Raw genomic sequence first — 16,750 nt, 5'->3', positions numbered from 1 at the left:
GCCGTTTGTGCCCCTGAAGCCTCATTAAGTCGCGGTTTTTCCTCGGTGTAAGCGGCCCCGGACCATCCGATTTCAAATCATGGCAAGCTATCCGCGTGCCGACTTGTAAACAGTAGGTCATCCGTTCGATTCGGATAAGCGGCACCATCCCCGTGAGTCAGCGCCTCTTTGCGCTGCTCCAGGTACTCGCCCAGTGGTTCGAAAGGCGGTACACCCGGTGCCTCGGCAGTCTTACCTTGAGAATGATGGTCCGTCCTGCGCATGGACCTGCTGCGCTGGCTGCTGTTCAAGATTTGCTGCCAATGAATCAGCGCGATGAAGTGACTCCGCTTCAGGCGCGCGAAGCGCGTCCATCGTATTCATGGTTCCACGGCGTTGGGCAGGATCGTCCATCGCTCCCTCGACGATGAATACTCTCTCGCCACGTGCAAGGGACTCTGTCGGGTTGTTCACTACGACGTGGTCAACTCTTGAAAGCCCTTGCTCCTTCGCGAGCACCAGCAAACTCGCGGACATGCGTTGGCTCGACTCATCCCACTGCTTCCCGCTCTCGGCATCCAGGCGTTCCACACCCGCTCTTATCTGCATGTAGAGCGAACGATCGGCATCGTCGAGTTCAGCGACTGAGAAAGCTGTTCGCTGCATTGAGGGTGAGTTGACATTGGCGGCGGTGACTCTTTCCTCGACCGCAGTGCGCTCGGCGTCAAATGCTGGCTCGGGCCTGCGTCGACGTTGCATGGGCGCTATGTGCTGGTCATAGTGCGCGCCATAATAAAGCTCGTACGTCGCATGAGGGCCAACCGACGGAGCCTCCGTCTTGAACACGTCAGCGATCTGACTTAGTGCTTGGTTACGGTTGATCTGCCCTGCCTCGAGTTTCGCCGCAATGGCTCCATACTGCTGGGGGCGATCGCCTGTGCCCGACACGCCAATGTTCGGTCCTCCGGCTGCGGTGATTTCACGCTGGACCTGGACATTGCTGAGCGTGGCAGCTGCTTCTCCTCGCAGCGAGGTGTTCACAAAGGACTGCTTAGACGCTCGATCTGGTTGCTCGGTGAAGAGGTGATGCCCAACTTCATGAGAAAGAGAACGTGCGATTCTGGAGCCTTGCCCGATGGCGTTCTCGTCAATGACGATCTTCACACCGGGAACAAGATAGGTGCCGCCACCGGCTGGCCCCCATTCGACACTCAGGTTGTCGTGATCAGCTTGTGCAAGACCCGCTCGAAGTGTTGGGGATTTGGTCAGAAGCGGTACCAGCGAAGGATCAACCAAAGGCGAAGCAGGACGACGTGTGGCCCCTGGTCGGCCACTCTCCTGCGGCAGTGACAGTGCAAGTTCTTCAGCACGCTCCATGGTGCGGCTCCTTCGCAATGACAGGGATCAGCGCTGACTGATTGATACGTAGGTCAGCGTTTTGTGGTCAAGGGAGAGCCCGAGTACTACCTTGGCACTGTTCACCTGAGCAGACCAGTAAGGGCGGGAATCAGGCGCATCCGGATGGGGTGGATACATGGCGGATTCCTCCCAGATGATTTCCCCGAGCGCGATGCTCGGTGGGGCAACCTCAAAGACCAAGGTCGCGTGCGTAGGATCGTCGGCAGGACTTCTCAGCGTGATGTTCTTGATCTCAAGTCCGCCCAGCATGCCGCGTTCTGCGGTCCGCTCGTCCCTCAAGCCTTGTCGAGTCGGTTCTCCCAAGTGTGTGTGGAGCTGTTCATTCAATGCGTCGACATCATCAAAACGCACCTTGGTCAAACGCTCGATATCGTTCTTGAACCGCTCCATACCAGTTTCACTCCCTGATTCGACGGGCTGTTTCTGATTCAGATGATCGGATGGGCGTGGCGGCGCGGCGATTGAACATGCTGCCAGCACAAGCGCCGGAACAGCGATCGCGAGGCGACGACGCACTGCTATCCAGAGGTGGCGCCGAATTCCACGTTTTGATGAAGAAGCGAGTTTCTCGACCCATGCATCCATGAAAGCGTCTCTCGCGCCAACGTCACGCTCTTGAATCTAGCACAGCGTTTTGTGAGTACGGATCGGGTTTCCGTGAAAAATGAGCTACTGAAAACGCACCCGGTTCCACTTTCCTGTTTGAAAAACGCGGCGTCAGCTGCGAGGGAGGAACATCAGACGGAAGGCCGAGCACACCTCCATGCGCGCAATCCGATAGTTGAAAGACCGTAGCCAGTAGGCTACAGTCCTCCATGAAGATCCAGCGTACCCGTCAGTTCGCGACATGGATTGACGCTCTCAAGGACGTAACCGCACGCGCTCGCATCCTGGCCCTTATCGGTCGGCTCGCTGAAGGCCATCCCGGTGATCACCGCTATCTGGCGGATGGCGTTTCAGAATTGCGTATCGATGCAGGACCGGGTTAACGCGTGTACTACACCCAGCGCGGCAGGCAGTGGGTGATTCTTCTGGTTGGAGGCGACAAGGGTTCGCAGCGGCGCGATATAGAGACGGCCAAGGAGATTGCGCGTTCCCTGTGAGCATCGAACTGGCTGTAGGCGAAACGACTCAATACCGAAGTACCGGAGCTGTCCCATCATGGCCATCAAGAGAAAAGTCGAACTCAAATCATTTGATGTGGCCGAGCATCTTCGGACACCGGAGGAGATGGCGGCTTATCTCGACGCCTGCATCGAAGAAAGCGAGGGCGATTCTGCCTTCATCGCCAAGGCGCTTGGCGATATCGCTCGCGCTCAGGGCATGAGCAAGGTTGCGCGTGCGGCGGGCCTGTCGCGCGAGAGTCTGTATCGCGCACTCTCCGGCGAGCGCAGCCCTGATTTCGCGACCATCCTGAAGGTGACCCGGGCCCTGGGTGTGCGATTGCACGCCAGCGCAGCATAAGCACATGCGCCGATCATGATGCGTCGGCGCGGCGCCGGTCGCAAAGGCGATGGAACGAAAATGAAGAAACCGCCATTCGCTGGTTCTTTCGTCCCAACCCGGTGAGTCAACTCACTGTATGGCGCGGGCAGATCCTTCGATCAATGCCGCACACACACTGCGACCGCAGCAGCCTCAGCTACGCACCTGCAACGCCACATACTCCGCCAGCCCCCGGCAGGCCAGCATCAGCCCCTCGCGCGTGCCGTCGCCGATGTCGTCTTTCTCTTCCCCGTCCACGCGCACGCGCTCGGCGGCGTGGTACAGCTCCAGCAGTGACACCAGGCCCACTGCGGCGCGATCCCGGCGCGCGGCGGCCACGGCCTGGCCGGGTGTGCTGGCGGGCCCCGGCCACGGCTGTCCATCGGCGGCGTCACCGGCCTGGATGCGCTGCAGGCAGCCGGGCAGGTTGATCGGCGCGGGCGCTTCGTTCGCGGCGGCGAAAGCGGCTTCCAACGGCTGGGCCAGTTCAGGTGGCAGGCGCAGAGCCGCCTCGCCGAGGGTGGCGGTCAGGTACGGGTGAGGGGTTCTGGACATGCGGGCATCCTCGTCAGGAACAGAGGTGCCGCCACGGTAGGGTGGCGGGCGATGCGTGGCTTCCAAGACCGGGTCAACGAATCGGCGGGCACGAGGCCCCCACGCACCGCCCGCCGTCGATCGGCTAACGGATTGCCAGCCGGCGCCGCCCCTGAAAGGACGACGCCGGCTGGCAAGCGTATACATCGTTGACAACACGGGCTTGGAAGTCCCGACCACCTTTGCAGGTGGCGATTCATCATGCGCACGTGAAATCCCCGCCTGCCAGTCGTTTGTTTCGATGGCATCGGGAGATCTGAAAGGAAAAATGAATTATCGCGTTTGGCCCGTTTCGGGCATCGCAATGCCAGAAGCGACAGATTGCGCAGTGGCGCCATCAGCGAGAAATCTGCCCGAACCATCGCTGCCGCATGCCCTGAGCTGGCCCACGAAGTAAAGGTGACTTAACAGCCCGGGCAAGGCTCCACAGCTACCATAGCAAACACAAACGCCCGAATGCGCTGCCGGCTTTTTGATTCTCCTCACAGACCATTTGCAGACCTCCGACACATACTGGGGACACATGCCCTTCGGGACCCACCCATGCGTCGCCACGCCCTGCCGCTCACCGTCGCACTGTTGGTCACAACCTTCGCAGCCCCGGCCATGGCCGCCGTGCCGTTCTTCAACGCCAGCTGCCCGGGCGGCATCGATGTTCACGCGGACGATGGCGGGCCGGTCTACGTGCAGGGCCGCGAGACGGCGCTGAAGCGCTTCAACGACCGCTATTTCGAAGCACGTGATGCCAACAGCGGCATCACCCTGTCGATCAGCCGCAACGATGACGGCGCGCCGCAGGTCAGCTACACCGGCCGTGGCGGCGCCAATGGCATCTGCCAAGTCAGCGCCAGCGGCACGCCTGCGCCCGCCGCAAACAGCGCACGCCCTCGCGACGCTGCCGCCGGAGATGCCGCAATACCGCGCGAAGTCACCTGCGAATCCACCGACCAGCAGCTGGTCTCGTGCGATCTGAACACCCGTGGCAACGTGGAAATCGTGCGCCAGCTCAGCCGTACCCGCTGCGAGGAGGGCAAGAACTGGGGCCTGTCGCGGCACTCGGTGTGGGTCAATGGCGGCTGCCGCGCGGTGTTCCGCAATGTGTCCTCGGTGACCACCCCGGCGCCGGCAGGCGATACCGCGTTGGGCGCCTGCAACATGCGCAAGGGCGCGCAGGGCACGCTGGTGACCCAGATGCCGGTGGGCAGCGATTACCAGGAACTGATCATCGATTATCCCGATGGCCGCTTCCTGTGCATGATGCGCAACAACGGTCAGGTGCAGAGCCTGACGCCGGTTCGCCGCCGCGGCGGTTGAGGCGCGGCGGCGGCGTGTCTAAGTGGGCAGCGCGGTGCGCGTTGCCCCGGTCCCGCTACTGCTGGTTCACCGGGTCATTTCCCTTCTTGTAGGAGTACCCGGTGACATCCCAGCCGCCGCCATGGCCGGAAGAGGGTTCCACCCAGGTGAATTCCCACGTCTGGATGGAACCGTCGGGAAGCAGGTTTTCCACCCGGTAGATCTCACCGGGAATGCCCTGGTCTGGCAGTTTTCCAGGTATCGATTCATCCGAGCGTGCAGACGCGCGGCCTACGGAGACTGCCTGTCGTTCCACCTGTACGTTGCCGTAGCCCTGGGGAGCGAACGACGGCTTTACCCGCTGCGCCACCCAGTCGAGTACCTGGCGTGCGCCTGCCGTCTGCATGGGATACGCGTCGGTGGTCACCGTATGCGTGATGCGTTGCGAGGGTGCACTGGCAGCGGCGGGAAACAGTCCGCCCAGGGCAATTGCCAGTACCGCAAGTCCATTGAGTGCATGTTTCATGCGCGTGGTGCTCCATGATTGAAGAAGTGATGCGGCACCTTCAGGGTGCCGACGCAGCCTGGACACAACAACAGCCTTGCGTAAGAGGCGAAACCGACCGGGATGTGAAGCGGGTCGCGGAAGATTGAATGTCTGACGATCCAGCGCTGGAAAGCCTGACCGGTAAGGGCCACCCGTTCCTGGCGATCTTACCCTCGGCCTGCTGCACCGCCGCGAGTGGTGTCACACAGCTCTGGCTAGACTGTGCTTCTTTTTCCGCACCGCAGGAGGCACCCATGGCCCATCCCATCTCCGTATCCCTGATTGGCGTTCCCACCGATGTCGGTGCGGGCCATCGCGGTGCGCGGCTGGGGCCGGAAGCGCTGCGCGTGGCGGGCCTGCCGGAGGCGCTGGAGGCCCGCGGCGTGGACGTGCGCGACGTGGGCAACCTGGATGGCCCGCGCAACCCGTGGACCGCGCCGGTGGAGGGCTACCGCCACCTGGATGAGGTGGTGGCCTGGAACCGCGCACTGATGGAAGCCAGCTACGCCGAGCTGCAGGCCGGGCGCATGCCGATCATGCTCGGTGGCGACCATTGCCTGGGCATCGGTTCGATCACCGCCGTCGCGCGCTGGTGCCGCGAGCAGGGGAAGAATCTGCGCGTGCTGTGGCTGGACGCGCATTCGGACTTCAACACCAGCGATGTCACGCCGTCGGGCAACATCCACGGCATGCCGGTGGCCTGCCTGTGCGGCCTCGGCCCGGACGCGCTGACCCGTCTGGGCGGCAGCGCACCGGCGATCACCCCGGCGCAGATGCACCAGATCGGCATCCGTTCGGTGGACCCGGAAGAGAAGCGCCTGATCAAGACCCACAAGGTGGATGTCTATGACATGCGCTACATCGACGAGAACGGCATGAAGCGTGCCGTGGAAGCGGCGCTGGCCGGCATCGATGAGAACACCCACCTGCATGTCAGCTTCGATGTCGACTTCCTCGACCCCAGCATCGCGCCGGGCGTCGGCACCACGGTGCCGGGTGGGGTGAACTATCGGGAGGCGCAGCTGGTGATGGAAATGATCGCCGACACCGGGCGCATGGGTTCGCTGGACATCGTCGAGCTCAACCCCTTGCTGGACAAGCAGAATGCCACCGCCGAACTGGCCGTGGACCTGGTCGAGAGCCTGTTCGGCAAGTCCACCCTGATGCGCGACTGACCGCCCCCGCTGAACGGATCGCCGAACCGTTCACGCCCGCTCCACGCCCCTGCCGCCAGATTGCACTTCACGCGGCGGCAGTGGGCATTGGTGCCCTCCCGCCGAGCGAAAGAATCCCATCCGCGAATGAAGCGGTATAGCGGCGAACCCAAGGAGAAGCCCATGAAGCGCGTAGTTGCCCTGATGCTGTTGTCGATGTTCTCGGTGGCCCTGCTGGCCGGTTGCAACACCGTGGCCGGTGCCGGCAAGGACGTGCAGAAGGCCGGTGAAAAGGTTGAGGATGCCGCCAAGGGCCGTTGAGCCTGAAGTGGAACGGAAAGCCAAAAGGCCGGGGATATCCCCGGCCTTTTTTATGCGCGTCTTCCACACCGTTGGCGTGCAGGGGTAGTGAACCATTCAAGCAGGTGAGCGTGCATTTCATTGCCGGTTGACCGGTACTCAACAGCGACTGCGCGAAGCTGGAGCCACGGTAAGAACGCCGTTGCAACCAAGGACTCCCAGCAATGAACAAAGACATCATTTCCGGCAAGTGGTCGCAGCTGAAGGGCAAGGCCCAGGCCAAGTGGGGCGATCTGACCAACGACGATTTCGATGTGGCCGAAGGCAATGCCGAATACCTGGCCGGCCGCCTGCAGGAACGTTATGGCTGGGCCAAGGACCGCGCGGAGAAGGAAGTGCGTGAGTTCCAGGACGCGGTGAGCAAGGACTACCCGGACTACAAGTAAGCGTTTCGGTTTCCCCCACAACACGACGCCCGCACCGTGAGGTAGCGGGCGTCGTGTTGTCTGCGCGGGACGATCAGCGGGCCGGCGGGTCCGGCACGTAGCGGTTGGGGAAGGCCTGCGGTTCGCGCGGCAGGCGCGAGGGCGCATCGACCAGGATGCCGCGCGCACGCAGGTTGCGGGCGCTGTCGTAGCGCAGCTGCAGAACCTGCGCCGGGCTGCGGCTGGCCCGTTCGAAGTCGGTATCGCGCACCGAAGAGTGTTCACGTGCGCCGTGGCCGGTGCCCAGCGCTGGCGCCTGTGACTTGCTGGCATAGCCCTCGATGCGGCTGGCACTGGCGTCGGCGGCAGCCTCGGCTTGCGCGGTCGGTGCCGGCAGCGGCACGCCACGTCGCAGGATCGGCTGCGGGTACCAGCGACGCGCCTCCTCGAACACCGCCACCCCGACCACGATGTTGTCCGGGCGGCCGGTGCGGCTGGCATAGCTGCCGCTGGGGCTGCTGAACACGAACTGCGCCACTTCGTCCTGGCTCTTGCGCCAGCCGGTGATGTCGGCGCGCTGGCCGGGGTTGAGCACGTAGCCGGTCTGCGAGGGATCGGCATCCTCGCCGGAGATGGCGTTGACGCCATCCACCGACAGCACCACCAGCACCCGGCGCGGGCTGTCGTTGTACAGGCGCACGGCGTAGCGGTGGCCGCGCTCGCCGGCCACCCAGCGCTGGCCCTCGGCGGAGTAGCTGCGCAGTTCGGTACCGCGGTCGCGGTCGACCAGGGCCATGCGTACGGGGCCGCCGTCGTACACCGGTGGCGGCATGGGCGCCGGGCGGAAGCCGGCCAGGGGCAGGATCAGCAGCAGGGGCAGCAGGCGCTTCATCGGGCGTCTCCAGCGGGGTTGGGTGAATGAACGCGCCGCGGGCCCTGACGGGGTTGGTGGCGTGCAAGGTAAACTGGCCCCGTTCATCGAAGGTTACCCCACGCAGTCATGACGACCCGAGTCCTTACCGGCATCACCCCCTCCGGCACGCCCCACCTGGGCAACTACGTTGGCGCCATCCGTCCGGCCATCGCGGCCAGCCGCGCGCCGGGGATCGAGAGCTTCTTCTTCCTGGCCGACCTGCACAGCCTGATCAAGTCGCAGGACCCGCAGCGCACCCAGCGCGCGACCCTGGAGATCGCGGCCAGCTGGCTGGCCTGTGGCCTGGACCCGGAACACGTGTGGTTCTACCGCCAGAGCGACATCCGCGAGACCACCGAGCTGATGTGGTTCCTGACCGCCATCGCCAGCAAGGGCATCCTCAACCGCGCGCACGCCTACAAGGCGGCGGTGGACAAGAACCGCGAGGAAGGCGTGGACGAGGACGCAGGCGTCAGCGCCGGCCTGTTCATGTACCCGGTGCTGATGGCGGCCGACATCCTGATCTTCAAGGCCAACCAGGTACCGGTGGGCCGTGACCAGATCCAGCACATCGAGATGGCGCGCGATTTCGCCCAGCGCTTCAACCACGTGTACGGCAAGGAGTATTTCCCGCTGCCGGACGTGGTGATCGACGAGCAGGTGGCGACGCTGGCGGGCCTGGATGGCCGCAAGATGAGCAAGAGCTACCACAACACCATCCCGCTGTTCGTGCCGCGCGAGGAGCTGAAGAAGCTGGTGTTCTCGATCCTGACTGACTCGCGCGCGCCGGGCGAGCCGAAGGACACGGAGGGCTCGGCGCTGTTCCAGATGTACCAGGCCTTCGCGACCCCGGAGCAGACCGCGGAATTCGCCAGGGCCTTTGCCGCCGGCATCAGCTGGGGCGACGCCAAGCAGCAGCTGTTCGAGCGCATCGACAGCGAGCTGTCGCCGCTGCGCGAGCGCTACAACGCGCTGATGGCCGAGCCGGAGAAGATCGAAGCGCTGCTCAAGCGCCGTGGCCAGCAGCTGCGCGAGCAGTTGGCGGCACCGCTGCTGGACGAGCTGCGCTATGCGGTGGGCCTGCGTGACCTGTCCAGTGCCGGTGACATCGCCAGCGAAGATGCCGGCGTGGCCCGCGTGGCGCCGCCGCAGTTCAAGCAGTACCGGGAAAAGGATGGCCGGTTCTACTTCAAGCTGACCGCTGGTGACGGCACGCTGCTGATCCAGAGCGAAGGCTTCGATTCGCCACGTGATGCGGGCCAGCTGATCGCGGTGATCAAGCAGGCCGAGCAGGGCGACCAGCTGCAGAGCGAGCTGTTCAAGCTGGACGCCGAGGTGGACGCGGTACTGGCCGCCCTGGCCGCGCTGCGCGAAGCGGCCTGATCGCCGGGCCTGCCCCTGCCCTTTGTAGAGTCGAGCCATGCTCGACTCGGCTCCGCTTCTGTAGAGCCGAGCCCATGCTCGGCTGTGTAGCAAAGCAGCCGAGCATAGGCTCGGCTCTACAGGGAAGCCCCCCGCCGGCACGACCGTGGCACAGCACCCATGGCATGATGTCCGCGCGCCTCTGGCGCGATGACATGGAGTCTGCGATGGCCTGGTTGTCGCTGCTGCTGTTCCTGCCCTGGTTCCTGCTGCTGGGCAGCCTGTACTGGCTGTTTCCGCGCCAGCCGCGCAGCGCGCGGCGGCGCCTGTTCGATGGCACCACCCTGGTCGTGGCGTTCGCGCTGAGCATCGTGTCGATGCTGTGGGGCTACCGCATTGGCGTGGTGCAGCCCGGCGCCGGCCCGATCTGGCCGCAGGTGCTGGCGGTGCTGTATGCCTATGGCGCGTTCCTGGCGGTGCTGGTGCTGGCGTTGCTGCTGCGGCCGCGATGGCTGGACCGGTAGAGCCGAGCCTATGCTCGGCTGATGCCTGACAGAATGGCAGCCGAGCGTGGGCTCGGCTCTACAGAAGAGCGCCCTCCGACCAAAGCCGCATCGAACCCGGGCCGCATGCGCGCCTACCATGGGCGTCTGTTTCCGAGACTGCCAGGTGCGTGCCGATGACCGCCGACCCCAGCATCCACACCATCGATACCGGTTTCCAGCGCCCGGACTTCGACGCGGCCTACCTGATCGTTGAAAACGGCCGCGCGGCCTTCGTCGACTGCGGCACCGGCCTGTCTGTGCCGGCGATGCTGCAGGCGCTGGCGGACGCTGGCCTGGGCGTGGACGCGGTGGACTGGCTGCTGCTCACGCACGTGCACCTGGACCACGCCGGTGGTGCAGGCCTGCTGATGCAGCAGTTGCCGAATGCGAAGGCGGTGCTGCATCCGCGCGGTGCGCCGCACATGATCGACCCGACCCGGCTGATTGCGGGTGCGACGGCGGTGTACGGCGCCGAAGAGATCGCGCGCAGCTACGGCCGCATCGAGCCGATTCCCGAACACCGCGTGGTGGTTGCCGAAGACGGCCACCGCATCGATCTCGCTGGCCGCGAGCTGGTGCTGCTGCACACGCCGGGCCACGCACTGCACCATTATTGCGTGTGGGATGCGCGCAGCCGCAGCTGGTTCACTGGCGATACGTTCGGCATCTCCTACCGCGAGCTGGACAGCGCGCAGGGTGCTTTCATCTTCCCGACTTCCTCGCCGGTGCAGTTCGACCCGGAGGCAATGAAGGCCTCGATCCAGCGCATGCTGGGCTATGGCCCGCAGGCGATGTACCTGACCCACTACGGCCGCGTGGAGCAGGTGCAGAAACTGGCCAACGACCTGTTCGAGCAGATCGATGCGATGGCCGCGATCGGCCGCCAGTGCGATGGCCGGCCGGACCGTCACCGCTGCCTGCTGGCCGCACTGCAGGCGCTGTCCCTGGAACGTGCACAGCTGCATGGTTGTGCGCTGGACGATGCGGCAGTGACCGCCGTGCTGGCGATGGACATCGAACTCAACGCGCAGGGCCTGGCCTGCTGGCTGGACCGCATCAGCAGGTAGACCCACGCCCTGCGTGGATGACGTGGGCCCAGGCTGCGCCGTGATGTCACGACCACGTTACACTCTGGTGACTTCCAAGCTAGCCGTGGTACTGCCGTGAATCCGATGCGCGTGTTGCTGCTGTCGTCCTGCCTGTTCGTCGGGGGCCTGGCCCATGCGGCCAACGACCTGCCGGGTGGCGGCATCGATCCGCAGGCACTGTCGCGGCATGTGCGCGTGCTGGCGTCGGATGAGTTCGAGGGCCGCGCACCGGCCACCGAGGGCGAAGAGCGCACGGTGCAGTACCTGATCGAGCAGTTCCGCAGCTATGGCCTGCAGCCGGGCGGCGTAGACGGCAGCTGGGTGCAGCCGGTGCCGCTGGTGCGCGCGCAGCTGGAGGGTGAGGCCAAGGCCAGCCTGTCGCTGAAGCAGGGCAAGCGTGCGCTGGCCAATGGCGTGGACGTGACCCTGCAGAGCCTGCAGCCGCGCAAGCGCGTGCAGATCAAGGATGCACCGTTGGTGTTCGTCGGCTACGGCATCGACGCACCGGAACGCCACTGGAACGACTACAAGGACGTGGACCTGCACGGCAAGATTGCCGTGGTGCTGATCAACGACGCCGATTTCGAAGCCGATGCGCCGGGCGCGTTCGACGGCAAGGCGGTGACCTACTACGGCCGCTGGACCTACAAGTTCGAGGAAGCCGCACGCCGTGGCGCCGAGGGCGTGCTGATCGTGCACGAGACCGCGCCGGCCGCCTATGGCTGGGCCACGGTGAAGAGCTCGGGTACCTCGCCGCTGTTCGACATCGAACGCAGCCAGGCCGAGGCGATGGCGCAGCACACGCCGCTGCGCGGCTGGATGCAGCGCGAGCTGGCCGAAGCGATCTTCGCCGACGCCGGCCTCGACTTCGATGCGGAGAAGCGCAAGGCGATGCGTGCCGACTTCCGCCCGGTGGCGCTGGACAACGCCAAGCTGAGCGTGGACTTCGCGCTCAAGCGCGAACAGGTGGTGACCCGCAACGTGGTGGCCAAGCTGCCCGGTGGCGAGCATGCCGACGAGGCGGTGATCTTCTCCGCGCACTGGGATGCGTTCGGTATCGGCCAGCCCGACGCCAAGGGCGACCGCATCCGCCGTGGTGCGATCGACAATGCCACCGGCGTGGCCACGGTGCTGGAACTGGGCCGTGTGTTCGCCGCTGGCCCGCAGCCACAGCGCACGCTGTACTTCGTGGCACTGACCGCCGAAGAGAAGGGCCTGCTGGGCGCCAGCTACTACGCCGCCCATCCGCTGGCGCCGCTGGACAAGACCGCTGCGGTGCTGAACATCGAGATGTTCAGTCCGGATGGCCCGACCCGCGACATCGCCTCGTGGGGCAAGGGCCGGGTGTCGCTGGAAGGCGACCTGGAGCGCGTGGCCAAGGCCCGTGGCCGCAGCTACAGCCCGGACCCGAACCTGGAAGCCGGCTTCTTCTACCGCGCCGACCACTTCGCCTTTGCCCGCCTGGGCGTGCCGGCGATCACCATCGGCCCGGGCCTGGACAAGCTGGACGGTGGCGTTGAAGCCGGCCGCGCGCTGCGCGAAAAGTACTTTGCCGACTGCTATCACCAGGCCTGCGATGCCTGGACGCCGAGCTGGGACCCGAGCGGCCACGCTGCCGACACCCTGCTGGTCTACGACCTGGGCGCCGAGCTGGCCAACAGCCGCCGCTGGCCGACGTGGGAAAAGGAATCGGAGTTCCGCGGCGCGCGCGACAAGAGCGAAGCGGCCCGCCGTTGAGTAATGCCGGCCAGCGGCCGGCACTACCGAAAGAAGGTGGCTTTGCCGGCCAGCGGCCGGCACTACCGAAAGAAGGTGGCTTTGCCGGCCAGCGGCCGGCACTACCCGCGCCGTCGCAGCAGCTTCCACGCGCCCCAGCCGCCGGCGGCGAGCGCGGCCAGATAGCACGCCGCCATCGTGCGCAGGCCGACCAGCGGCCCCGCGTTGACGCCGCGATGCAGCCGCAGGTGCAGCGAGCTGTGGCCGCTGCCCAGGTCCATCGCCAGCTGCAGCGCCAGCGCGGCGCAGAACACCAGCAGGGCGACCCCGAACCCCGTGCGCGGCCACGTGGCCTGCGCGTTGGGGCGGCGCAGCACCCAGGCCAATGCCGTGACTGCGGCCAGCGTCACCGCGATCCACATCAGCGCGGTGGCGGGAGACGTAGCGGCCACCGGCATTGCACCAGTGGCCGCGATCAGGGCAACGCGCTTACTTGCGGGTGCCGTCGAGCCAGTTCGGGCCCTTGTTGGTAAGGAAGAACACATAGACCACCAACGATACCGCGATCGTGGCGGTCACGTAGATGGCGAACCAGTCGACATGGCCGGTCTTCAGCGCGCCCTGGTACAGCAGCGGGGCGGTGCCACCGAACAGCGAGTTGGCCAGCGCGTAACCCAGGCCCACGCCCAGTGCACGCACGTGGGTGGGGAACAGCTCGGCCTTCACCACCGCGTTGATCGAGGTGTAGCCGGTGAGGATGACGAAGGCCAGCGCCAGGGTCAGGAAGGCCAGGGTGGCGTCATGCTGGTGCGGCAGCTGGGTGATCAGGTACCAGCTGTACAGCACGCCGCCGACGCCGAAGAACACCAGCAGGGTCTTGCGGCCGATGATGTCCGACAGCCAGCCGCCGACCGGTTGCAGCACCATCAGGAAGGCCAGCACGCCCAGGTTGATCAGGGTGCCGGTCATCGGGTCGTTGCCGGCGAAGGCGCTCTGGATCATCTTCGGGCCGTTCACCGAGTAGGTGTAGAAGGCCACGGTGCCGCCAGCGGTGATCAGGAAGCACAGCAGCAGCGGCCGCCACTGGTGCACGAACAACTCGTACATCGAACCGGACTTCTTTGCCTTGCCCTCGCGCGCGGCCTCGATGGACGACTCCGACAGCGATTCGTCCATGCCCCGGCGCAGCCAGAACACCACCACCGCGGCGATGCCACCGATACCGAAGGCGATGCGCCAGCCCCACTCGGAGATCTCCGGCTTGCCCCAGAAGGTCAGCATCAGCAGCAGGGTCAGCTGGGCCAGCACGTGGCCGCCGACCAGGGTGACGTAGTGGAACGAGGACAGGAAGCCGCGACGGCCCGGAATGGCGGCCTCGGACATGTAAGTGGCGCTGGCACCATACTCGCCGCCAGTGGCGAAGCCCTGCAGCAGGCGCGCGAACAACAGGATCACGGCGGCCCAGATGCCGATGCTGGCGGCGGTGGGGGTGATGGCGATGAGGAACGAGCACAGCGCCATCAACGTGACCGAGACGGTCAGCGCCAGGCGGCGGCCGTGGCGGTCGGCGAAGCGGCCGAAGAACCAGGCGCCGATCGGGCGCATCAGGAAGGTCGCCGCGAAGATCGCCCACACGTACAGGGTGGAGTTCTTGTCGTCCGGCGAGAAGAACTGCGATTCGAAGTACACGGCGAACACCGAGTACACGTAGACGTCATACCACTCCACCAGGTTGCCGGCGGAGCCTTTGAGGGTGTTGGAGATCGACCGCCGCAAGGCGGCACGGTCGTTCGCGGGGACAACAGGTTGGGACGTGGTGCTCATCTGGGTGGAAATCCTCGATGCGGCGCGTCCGTGCGCAGGGAAAACGGCGTCCGGTCTTGGGGCGGCGCGGCCGGGCAGCCTTCTTGGTACTGCATCGGCCGTCAACACGGGGTAGCAGACCAGAGCAGGGTGCATGGATGGATGACAGCGTGCCACCGTATGGGGTCCCGGACCATACTCAAAACGTCCTAGAATCCGCCTTCCCCCGGCTCCCTGGTGTGTCATGTCGGCTCCCCCCTCTTCGTCTGCGGCTGCCCCCCGGGGTGGCCTTGTCGCGCTGGCACTGCTGCTGGTCTACGTGGTCTGGGGCTCGACCTATCTGGGCATCGCCAAGGCCCTGCACGGCGGCGCACTGCCGCTGACGATGGTCTCCGGCAGCCGCTTCATCATTGCCGGCGGCCTGATGTTCCTGGCCTTGCGCCTGTTCTGGAAGCTGCCGAACCCGACGCTGCGGCAGTGGCGCAACCTGGTCATCATGGGCGTGACCATGCTGGTGCTGGGCAACGGCATGGTGGTGCTGGCCGAGCGCGAAGTGTCCTCGGGCCTGGCCGCCACGGCGGTGGCCTCGGTGCCGCTGTGGATGGCGCTGTTCTCGGCGCTGCGCGGGCAACATGCCAGCCGTGGTGAGTGGCTGGGCATCGCCATCGGCTTCCTCGGCGTGGTCTGGCTCAACGCCGGCAGCAGCCTGACCGGCTCGCCGACCGGGCTGGTGCTGCTGCTGATCGCGCCGATCGGCTGGGCGTTCGGTTCTGTGTGGGCACGCGGCCTGGACCTGCCGGGTCCGTTCATGACCGCGGCCGGGCAGATGATCTGCGGCGGCGTGCTGCTGGTGCTGATCGGCCTGGCGGTGGGCGAGCGCCCGACCACGCTGCCCGATACCGGTGGCCTGCTGGCAATGGCCTATCTGTGCGTGTTCGGCTCCATCGTCGCGTTCACTGCCTACGTGTGGCTGCTGCAGAACGTGCGCCCGGCGCTCGCGGGCAGCTACGCGTATGTCAATCCGGTGATCGCGGTGCTGCTGGGCGCGCTGCTCAACGGTGAGCGCTTCGGTTGGCGCGACCTGCTGGCCATGGCGGTGATTCTTCTGGGTGTGGTGGTGCTGACAATGGCAAGGACGAGAAGGAAGTGAGCATGGACGAGAAGGAACAACGCCGGGGCCTGCTGGTCACCGCATCCACCTTCGTGATCTGGGGCCTGGTGCCGGTCTACTGGCACCTGCTCAACGAGGTGCCCTCGTTCCAGATCATCGCCCACCGCATCATCTGGAGCACCGTGCTGGTGCTGGGCTGGCTGTTGATCAGCGCACGCCTGGGCTGGTGGCGGAAGATCGCCGCGCAGCCGCGCGCGCTGCCGATCCTGCTGGTGTCGAGCCTGACCATCGCGTTCAACTGGGGCCTGTACATCTGGGCGGTCAACGCCGGTCATGTCATCGAGACCAGCCTGGGCTACTTCATCAACCCGCTGGTGAACGTGCTGCTGGGCGTGCTGGTGCTGAAGGAACGGCTGCGCCGGCTGCAGTGGGTAGCGGTGGCAATGGCGGCGGTGGGCGTGGCCTGGCTGACCATCGATGCAGGTACGCCACCGTGGATCGCGCTGGGCCTGGCCTGTTCGTTCGGCCTGTATGGCCTGCTGCGCAAGCTGGTCTCGGTCGACCCGGTGGCCGGCCTCGGCGTGGAGAGCATGTACCTGTTCCTGCCGGCGCTGGCGTTTGCGATCTGGGCCGAGAACGGCCACGGCGGTGCGTTCTTCCATGGTTGGGGGTGGCGCAACGACCTGCTGCTGATCTTCGGCGGCGCGGTCACCGCCGTACCGCTGATCGGCTTCGCCTATGGCGTGAAGCGCATTCCGCTGTCGCTGGTCGGCATCCTGCAGTACATCGCGCCAAGCCTGCAGCTGCTGCTGGGTGTGTTCTTCTTCCATGAGACATTCGACACTGCCAAGGCGATCGGGTTTGCAGCGATCTGGGCTGGCCTGGTGCTGTTCGTCGGCGACAACATCCGCACGATGCGCGCCAAGCGCTAGCGCCGGCGGGGATCCGACCCCGCTTCCACGCAAAAAAGAACGGCGCCCCGAGGGGCGCCGTTCTGCTTCCATCCACGGCCAGGA

Annotated in this window: 19 protein-coding genes; 12 read left to right on the top strand and 7 right to left on the bottom strand. The window is 65.5% G+C overall.

Going from position 1 to position 16,750, the window contains the following annotated elements; translation table 11 throughout:
* Nucleotides 1-231: 231 nt before the first annotated feature.
* A complete protein-coding gene (locus AC5P5V_RS04560; RefSeq protein WP_134969123.1) occupies nt 232-1,356 on the bottom strand; it encodes an XVIPCD domain-containing protein in 1,125 nt (374 codons plus the stop codon).
* Nucleotides 1,357-1,383: 27 nt separating this feature from the next.
* Nucleotides 1,384-1,983, bottom strand: coding sequence for a hypothetical protein (locus tag AC5P5V_RS04555; protein ID WP_134969124.1), 600 nt, complete (start codon nt 1,981-1,983; stop codon nt 1,384-1,386).
* A 230-nt stretch (nt 1,984-2,213) separates the two neighbouring features.
* Between AC5P5V_RS04555 and AC5P5V_RS04550 the strand changes: the two genes are divergently transcribed.
* Nucleotides 2,214-2,387 carry a type II toxin-antitoxin system RelE/ParE family toxin gene (locus AC5P5V_RS04550; protein WP_269217113.1) on the top strand — a complete coding sequence of 58 codons (174 nt, stop codon included), beginning with the start codon at nt 2,214-2,216 and terminating at the stop codon, nt 2,385-2,387.
* A gap of 172 nt (nt 2,388-2,559) precedes the next feature.
* Nucleotides 2,560-2,862, top strand: a complete 303-nt coding sequence (locus AC5P5V_RS04545) for an addiction module antidote protein (RefSeq protein ID WP_005420598.1) — start codon at nt 2,560-2,562, stop codon at nt 2,860-2,862.
* 174 nt (nt 2,863-3,036) lie between these two features.
* Here AC5P5V_RS04545 and AC5P5V_RS04540 read toward each other — a convergent pair whose 3' ends face one another.
* Nucleotides 3,037-3,438, bottom strand: coding sequence for a hypothetical protein (locus AC5P5V_RS04540; RefSeq protein WP_164229725.1), 402 nt, complete (start codon nt 3,436-3,438; stop codon nt 3,037-3,039).
* 582 nt (nt 3,439-4,020) lie between these two features.
* On the opposite strand from AC5P5V_RS04540, the gene AC5P5V_RS04535 reads away from it, so the two are divergent.
* Nucleotides 4,021-4,791 carry a DUF3011 domain-containing protein gene (locus AC5P5V_RS04535; protein ID WP_134969508.1) on the top strand — a complete coding sequence of 257 codons (771 nt, stop codon included), beginning with the start codon at nt 4,021-4,023 and terminating at the stop codon, nt 4,789-4,791.
* A 55-nt stretch (nt 4,792-4,846) separates the two neighbouring features.
* Here the strand turns inward: AC5P5V_RS04535 and AC5P5V_RS04530 are convergent, their stop codons facing one another.
* Nucleotides 4,847-5,296: a hypothetical protein gene (locus tag AC5P5V_RS04530; RefSeq protein ID WP_049412576.1), complete on the bottom strand. Its 450-nt coding sequence runs from the start codon at nt 5,294-5,296 to the stop codon at nt 4,847-4,849.
* A gap of 275 nt (nt 5,297-5,571) precedes the next feature.
* On the opposite strand from AC5P5V_RS04530, the gene rocF reads away from it, so the two are divergent.
* From rocF to AC5P5V_RS04515, 3 genes are all read left to right on the top strand, one after another.
* Nucleotides 5,572-6,492 carry an arginase gene (gene rocF, locus AC5P5V_RS04525; RefSeq protein ID WP_005420594.1) on the top strand — a complete coding sequence of 307 codons (921 nt, stop codon included), beginning with the start codon at nt 5,572-5,574 and terminating at the stop codon, nt 6,490-6,492.
* A 162-nt stretch (nt 6,493-6,654) separates the two neighbouring features.
* Nucleotides 6,655-6,792, top strand: coding sequence for an entericidin A/B family lipoprotein (locus tag AC5P5V_RS04520; protein ID WP_005407710.1), 138 nt, complete (start codon nt 6,655-6,657; stop codon nt 6,790-6,792).
* Nucleotides 6,793-6,995: 203 nt separating this feature from the next.
* Nucleotides 6,996-7,217 (top strand): CsbD family protein, encoded by a 222-nt coding sequence (locus AC5P5V_RS04515; RefSeq protein WP_004153772.1) that lies wholly within the window; start codon nt 6,996-6,998, stop codon nt 7,215-7,217.
* Between the two features lie 73 nt (nt 7,218-7,290).
* Here the strand turns inward: AC5P5V_RS04515 and AC5P5V_RS04510 are convergent, their stop codons facing one another.
* Nucleotides 7,291-8,088: a hypothetical protein gene (locus AC5P5V_RS04510; RefSeq protein WP_134969265.1), complete on the bottom strand. Its 798-nt coding sequence runs from the start codon at nt 8,086-8,088 to the stop codon at nt 7,291-7,293.
* Nucleotides 8,089-8,196: 108 nt separating this feature from the next.
* Between AC5P5V_RS04510 and AC5P5V_RS04505 the strand changes: the two genes are divergently transcribed.
* From AC5P5V_RS04505 to AC5P5V_RS04490, 4 genes are all read left to right on the top strand, one after another.
* Nucleotides 8,197-9,492 (top strand): tryptophan--tRNA ligase, encoded by a 1,296-nt coding sequence (locus AC5P5V_RS04505; protein ID WP_065196031.1) that lies wholly within the window; start codon nt 8,197-8,199, stop codon nt 9,490-9,492.
* A gap of 206 nt (nt 9,493-9,698) precedes the next feature.
* Nucleotides 9,699-9,995: a hypothetical protein gene (locus AC5P5V_RS04500; protein ID WP_134969267.1), complete on the top strand. Its 297-nt coding sequence runs from the start codon at nt 9,699-9,701 to the stop codon at nt 9,993-9,995.
* Between the two features lie 155 nt (nt 9,996-10,150).
* Nucleotides 10,151-11,083, top strand: a complete 933-nt coding sequence (locus AC5P5V_RS04495) for an MBL fold metallo-hydrolase (RefSeq protein WP_134969266.1) — start codon at nt 10,151-10,153, stop codon at nt 11,081-11,083.
* Between the two features lie 105 nt (nt 11,084-11,188).
* Nucleotides 11,189-12,841, top strand: coding sequence for a M28 family metallopeptidase (locus AC5P5V_RS04490; protein ID WP_134969268.1), 1,653 nt, complete (start codon nt 11,189-11,191; stop codon nt 12,839-12,841).
* A gap of 101 nt (nt 12,842-12,942) precedes the next feature.
* Here AC5P5V_RS04490 and AC5P5V_RS04485 read toward each other — a convergent pair whose 3' ends face one another.
* Nucleotides 12,943-13,278, bottom strand: a complete 336-nt coding sequence (locus tag AC5P5V_RS04485; protein WP_231352479.1) for a hypothetical protein — start codon at nt 13,276-13,278, stop codon at nt 12,943-12,945.
* Nucleotides 13,279-13,309: 31 nt separating this feature from the next.
* On the bottom strand, nt 13,310-14,644 hold the full coding sequence (locus AC5P5V_RS04480; RefSeq protein WP_005420583.1) for an MFS transporter: 1,335 nt from the start codon (nt 14,642-14,644) through the stop codon (nt 13,310-13,312).
* 223 nt (nt 14,645-14,867) lie between these two features.
* On the opposite strand from AC5P5V_RS04480, the gene yedA reads away from it, so the two are divergent.
* Together yedA and rarD are read left to right on the top strand one after the other, a co-directional pair.
* Nucleotides 14,868-15,773, top strand: a complete 906-nt coding sequence (yedA, locus tag AC5P5V_RS04475; protein WP_061478769.1) for a drug/metabolite exporter YedA — start codon at nt 14,868-14,870, stop codon at nt 15,771-15,773.
* Nucleotides 15,770-16,666, top strand: coding sequence for an EamA family transporter RarD (gene rarD / locus AC5P5V_RS04470; protein WP_134969088.1), 897 nt, complete (start codon nt 15,770-15,772; stop codon nt 16,664-16,666). Before yedA ends, rarD begins: the two co-directional genes overlap by 4 nt.
* Nucleotides 16,667-16,750 lie beyond the last annotated feature (84 nt).

It is taken from the genome of Stenotrophomonas sp. YJH_SMC_130 (assembly GCF_059369035.1).
Note: the sequence above shows the minus strand (reverse complement) of the source record. Positions and strands in the feature narration are given on the sequence as shown.

Coding starts and splice junctions, on each gene's coding strand:
- AC5P5V_RS04545 (WP_005420598.1), top strand. CDS start 2,560: ATGGCCATCAAGAGAAAAGTCGAACTCAAATCATTTGATGTGGCCGAG.
- yedA (WP_061478769.1), top strand. CDS start 14,868: ATGTCGGCTCCCCCCTCTTCGTCTGCGGCTGCCCCCCGGGGTGGCCTT.
- AC5P5V_RS04485 (WP_231352479.1), bottom strand. CDS start 13,278: ATGCCGGTGGCCGCTACGTCTCCCGCCACCGCGCTGATGTGGATCGCG.
- AC5P5V_RS04500 (WP_134969267.1), top strand. CDS start 9,699: ATGGCCTGGTTGTCGCTGCTGCTGTTCCTGCCCTGGTTCCTGCTGCTG.
- AC5P5V_RS04550 (WP_269217113.1), top strand. CDS start 2,214: ATGAAGATCCAGCGTACCCGTCAGTTCGCGACATGGATTGACGCTCTC.
- AC5P5V_RS04530 (WP_049412576.1), bottom strand. CDS start 5,296: ATGAAACATGCACTCAATGGACTTGCGGTACTGGCAATTGCCCTGGGC.
- AC5P5V_RS04505 (WP_065196031.1), top strand. CDS start 8,197: ATGACGACCCGAGTCCTTACCGGCATCACCCCCTCCGGCACGCCCCAC.
- AC5P5V_RS04540 (WP_164229725.1), bottom strand. CDS start 3,438: ATGTCCAGAACCCCTCACCCGTACCTGACCGCCACCCTCGGCGAGGCG.
- AC5P5V_RS04515 (WP_004153772.1), top strand. CDS start 6,996: ATGAACAAAGACATCATTTCCGGCAAGTGGTCGCAGCTGAAGGGCAAG.
- AC5P5V_RS04480 (WP_005420583.1), bottom strand. CDS start 14,644: ATGAGCACCACGTCCCAACCTGTTGTCCCCGCGAACGACCGTGCCGCC.
- AC5P5V_RS04510 (WP_134969265.1), bottom strand. CDS start 8,088: ATGAAGCGCCTGCTGCCCCTGCTGCTGATCCTGCCCCTGGCCGGCTTC.
- AC5P5V_RS04555 (WP_134969124.1), bottom strand. CDS start 1,983: ATGGATGCATGGGTCGAGAAACTCGCTTCTTCATCAAAACGTGGAATT.
- rocF (WP_005420594.1), top strand. CDS start 5,572: ATGGCCCATCCCATCTCCGTATCCCTGATTGGCGTTCCCACCGATGTC.
- AC5P5V_RS04520 (WP_005407710.1), top strand. CDS start 6,655: ATGAAGCGCGTAGTTGCCCTGATGCTGTTGTCGATGTTCTCGGTGGCC.
- AC5P5V_RS04560 (WP_134969123.1), bottom strand. CDS start 1,356: ATGGAGCGTGCTGAAGAACTTGCACTGTCACTGCCGCAGGAGAGTGGC.
- AC5P5V_RS04490 (WP_134969268.1), top strand. CDS start 11,189: ATGCGCGTGTTGCTGCTGTCGTCCTGCCTGTTCGTCGGGGGCCTGGCC.
- AC5P5V_RS04495 (WP_134969266.1), top strand. CDS start 10,151: ATGACCGCCGACCCCAGCATCCACACCATCGATACCGGTTTCCAGCGC.
- AC5P5V_RS04535 (WP_134969508.1), top strand. CDS start 4,021: ATGCGTCGCCACGCCCTGCCGCTCACCGTCGCACTGTTGGTCACAACC.